Raw genomic sequence first — 3,109 nt, 5'->3', positions numbered from 1 at the left:
GTTAATGAAGGGATTGCGGGGTTTGCCCTGTTCCAGCTCCAACTGCACCAGCGAGTTAAACGCCTGACCGGAGGGTTCCTTACCCACACGCTGCCAGATCTCGGCATCGTCATACAGCGTCAACGCGACCGTGAGTGACAGCACTTTGGAGATCGACTGAATAGAAAAACGCGTGGAAGCATCGCCAGCCTGAAAGCGCTGGCCATCGGGTGTGACAATGGCGATGCCGAGCTGATCGGCATCGACACCGGCCAATGCGGGAATGTAGTCCGCCACCTTGCCCTGTCGCGTTAAAGGACGGACTTCAGCGACAATTTCTTCCAGCAATCCTTTCGTGAGTTCTGACACCAGATGGCTCCAATTTTCTTGTTTTTCCGTTTCAAATACGTTTGCGGCTTGTTTCATAGCGCTTATCTGCAGTCATGAAGCCGCTATCAGCTGCGCAATCAATAGAATGGCAATCGAAGTGCGGTAGTAGAGACAGCATGATCTTCAAGGCCAGGATCATGGTGATTTGCCCCTAACTCGTCAACGGGCGACGTAAAATTCTGTGAGCCTTCCGGGTGAAGCATGCGTTACAGTGCATAAATCCAGCAAAAACATCGGGCTCACATTATGTTGACCAATCTGTTGCGTGATTTTCCGTCAGCGGTGCAAAGCGGCAGCGCTGAAACCTTCGAAGCGCTGTTGTCACAACCCAATCTCCTGATTGAACGTATCGTTTCAACCGGACAGGCCAGTCCGCCAGATTTCTGGTACTGCCAGACACAAGGTGAATGGGTGATGATTTTACAGGGTTCGGCTGGATTGCAGTTGGAAGGCGAAAGCGAAGCGCGCACACTGTTACCCGGCGATTTCATCGATATTCCGGCAGGCTGCCGCCATCGCGTTTGCTGGACCGATAGCCAGGGCCCTACGGTATGGCTGGCGGTGCATTACGGAGAGCTGCCCAGCCAACCGTAAAATTCTGTTGCCAATGATTGCGTTACGCGATCGCCTGAGTTAGCTATGCTGACGGTTTTTCGTCGCGGGAGATGCGGCGCTGATGTAATTGAGGATCTGCATGTCTGTTTCGCAAAATGCCACTCAGCCTGAGAATACGATGCGCGCCGGGCGCTTTATGCTGCTGCAAAAGCTGTTGCGCCGCGATAAAACACCCGTGGCTTTATTGCTGCTCGCCGCCTTGGTCGGTGTGCTTACCGGTTTGGTCGGTGTGGCTTTTGACCGCGCGGTGAATTTCATCCTGCATTCGCGCCTGAACTGGCTGGAAAACGCTGCCACTCATCCCCTTTTTAAGGTCCTGTGTGCTTTTCTGGTTTCCGCTGTATTGGGGGCCATTGGTTATTATCTGGTGCGGCGATTCGCGCCGGAAGCGGGTGGTTCAGGCATTCCCGAAATCGAAGGGGCGCTGGAAGAGCTGCGTCCGGTGCGCTGGTGGCGCGTGCTGCCGGTGAAGTTTCTTGGCGGTATGGGAGCGCTGGGCTCAGGCATGGTATTGGGGCGCGAAGGCCCAACCGTGCAGATCGGCGGCAATATTGGCGGTATGTGTCTGGATCTGTTCCGCGTTAAGTCGTCTGAATCCCGGCATACCTTGATCGCCACCGGGGCAGCGGCGGGGTTATCGGCGGCTTTCAATGCGCCGCTGGCAGGCATCCTGTTTATTATCGAAGAGATGCGTCCGCAGTTTCGCTACAGCCTGATTTCAATCAAAGCGGTGTTTGTCGGCGTGATCGTTTCCAGCATCGTATTTCGTTTATGCAATGGTAATGAAGCCATTATCAACATCGGCCAGTTGCGCGATGCGCCTACCAACACGCTTTGGCTCTATTTGTTGCTTGGCATCCTGTTTGGCGGCTGCGGTGTGGCGTTTAACCGCCTGATATTTCTCGCGCAGGATCAGTTTCAACGATTACATCAAGGCCGCATTGCCGCCTGGGTAATGTGGGGCAGCCTGCTGGCGGGATTGTGTGGTGTGCTTGGCCTGTTTCTGCCTGCTGCCGTGAGTGGGGGGATCACGCTGATTCCCGATTTCTCAGCGGGAAGTTACAGCGCGCTGGCCTTGTTCGGTCTGTTCGCCCTGCGGACATTGGTGACAATTTGCTGCTTCTCTTCAGGCGCGCCGGGCGGGATCTTTGCGCCGATGCTGACGTTGGGCACCTTGCTGGGTACCTGTTTTGGTCAACTGTGCATTCACTGGTTCCCCGGTTATCAACTGGAGGCCGCGACCTTTGCCGTGGCCGGCATGGGCGCACTGTTTGCCGCTTCGGTTCGCGCGCCCTTAACCGGCATTGTGTTGGTGCTGGAAATGACCAACAACTATCAGCTGATTCTGCCGATGATCATCACGTGCCTGGGCGCAACCCTTGCTGCACAGTTCTTTGGCGGCAAACCGCTGTACTCTTCGATTCTGGCACGCACGCTGGCTAAGGCTCAGCTCAGCGGTCACGCCAGCGCAAAGATCCACTAAGGACGTTTACCCACGCTGTATGTCAGCGTGGTCCAGCGGCGCGTCTGTTCGCTAAGACTGAAGCCGAGGCCGTGACGATCGGAGATCAACATACGGCCGTCACGCAGTTCTAACTGCTCATTGAACAGCGGGTTGAGCCATTCAAAATGCTCCAGCCAGGGTTCGATGGGATAGGCGGCGGCGAGATGAATGTGAATCTCCATCGCGAAGTGGGGTGCCAGTTTACGTCCGTGGCGCGCCGCTAAATCCATTATCTGCAGGAATGGCGTAATACCGCCCACGCGCGGCGCATCCGGCTGCACAAAGTCGCTGGCGTTGCCAAGGATGAGTTGCTCATGTTCACGGAAGCTGGTGAGCATCTCACCGGTGGCAATCGGCGTATCTAACGCGGCAGTCAATGCTGCGTGGCCTTCCACGTCATAGGCATCGAGCGGTTCTTCGATCCACACCAGATTGAATTGCTCCATCTTACGTCCCATGCGAATCGCTGTTTCACGATCCCACTGCTGGTTCGCGTCCACCATTAACGGGAAATCATCGCCCAGTGTCTGACGCACCGCAGTGAGGCGCCGCAAGTCTTCAGCGGTGTTGGGTTGGCCGACTTTGAGTTTGATGCCGCCAATGCCATTTTCACGCGAGATC

General features: G+C 55.7%; 4 protein-coding genes. 2 read left to right on the top strand and 2 right to left on the bottom strand.

What is annotated here, in order from left to right; translation table 11 throughout:
- Positions 1–348 (bottom strand): glutaminase (locus RT340_RS16850; RefSeq protein WP_313377260.1); only part of this gene is annotated, 348 nt, incomplete at its 3' end.
- Positions 349–615: 267 nt separating this feature from the next.
- Here RT340_RS16850 and RT340_RS16845 point away from each other — a divergent pair.
- Both RT340_RS16845 and clcA read left to right on the top strand, forming a co-directional pair.
- Positions 616–963 (top strand): cupin domain-containing protein, encoded by a 348-nt coding sequence (locus tag RT340_RS16845; RefSeq protein WP_283216340.1) that lies wholly within the window; start codon positions 616–618, stop codon positions 961–963.
- A 100-nt stretch (positions 964–1,063) separates the two neighbouring features.
- Positions 1,064–2,467: a H(+)/Cl(-) exchange transporter ClcA gene (gene clcA / locus RT340_RS16840; RefSeq protein WP_160834153.1), complete on the top strand. Its 1,404-nt coding sequence runs from the start codon at positions 1,064–1,066 to the stop codon at positions 2,465–2,467.
- On the opposite strand, the gene RT340_RS16835 is transcribed toward clcA, so the two are convergent.
- Positions 2,464–3,109, bottom strand: a 646-nt coding sequence (locus tag RT340_RS16835) for a mandelate racemase/muconate lactonizing enzyme family protein (RefSeq protein WP_409566161.1), incomplete at its 5' end; no start/stop codon positions are given. The genes clcA and RT340_RS16835 overlap by 4 nt on opposite strands.

Origin of the sequence: Pantoea sp. CTOTU50773 (assembly GCF_032082325.1) — a bacterium.
Taxonomy (GTDB): Bacteria; Pseudomonadota; Gammaproteobacteria; order Enterobacterales; family Enterobacteriaceae; genus Pantoea; species Pantoea communis.
The sequence above is the reverse complement of the archived record's forward strand: the minus strand, read 5'-3'. Positions and strand labels throughout refer to the sequence as shown.

Coding starts and splice junctions, on each gene's coding strand:
- clcA (WP_160834153.1), top strand. CDS start 1,064: ATGTCTGTTTCGCAAAATGCCACTCAGCCTGAGAATACGATGCGCGCC.
- RT340_RS16845 (WP_283216340.1), top strand. CDS start 616: ATGTTGACCAATCTGTTGCGTGATTTTCCGTCAGCGGTGCAAAGCGGC.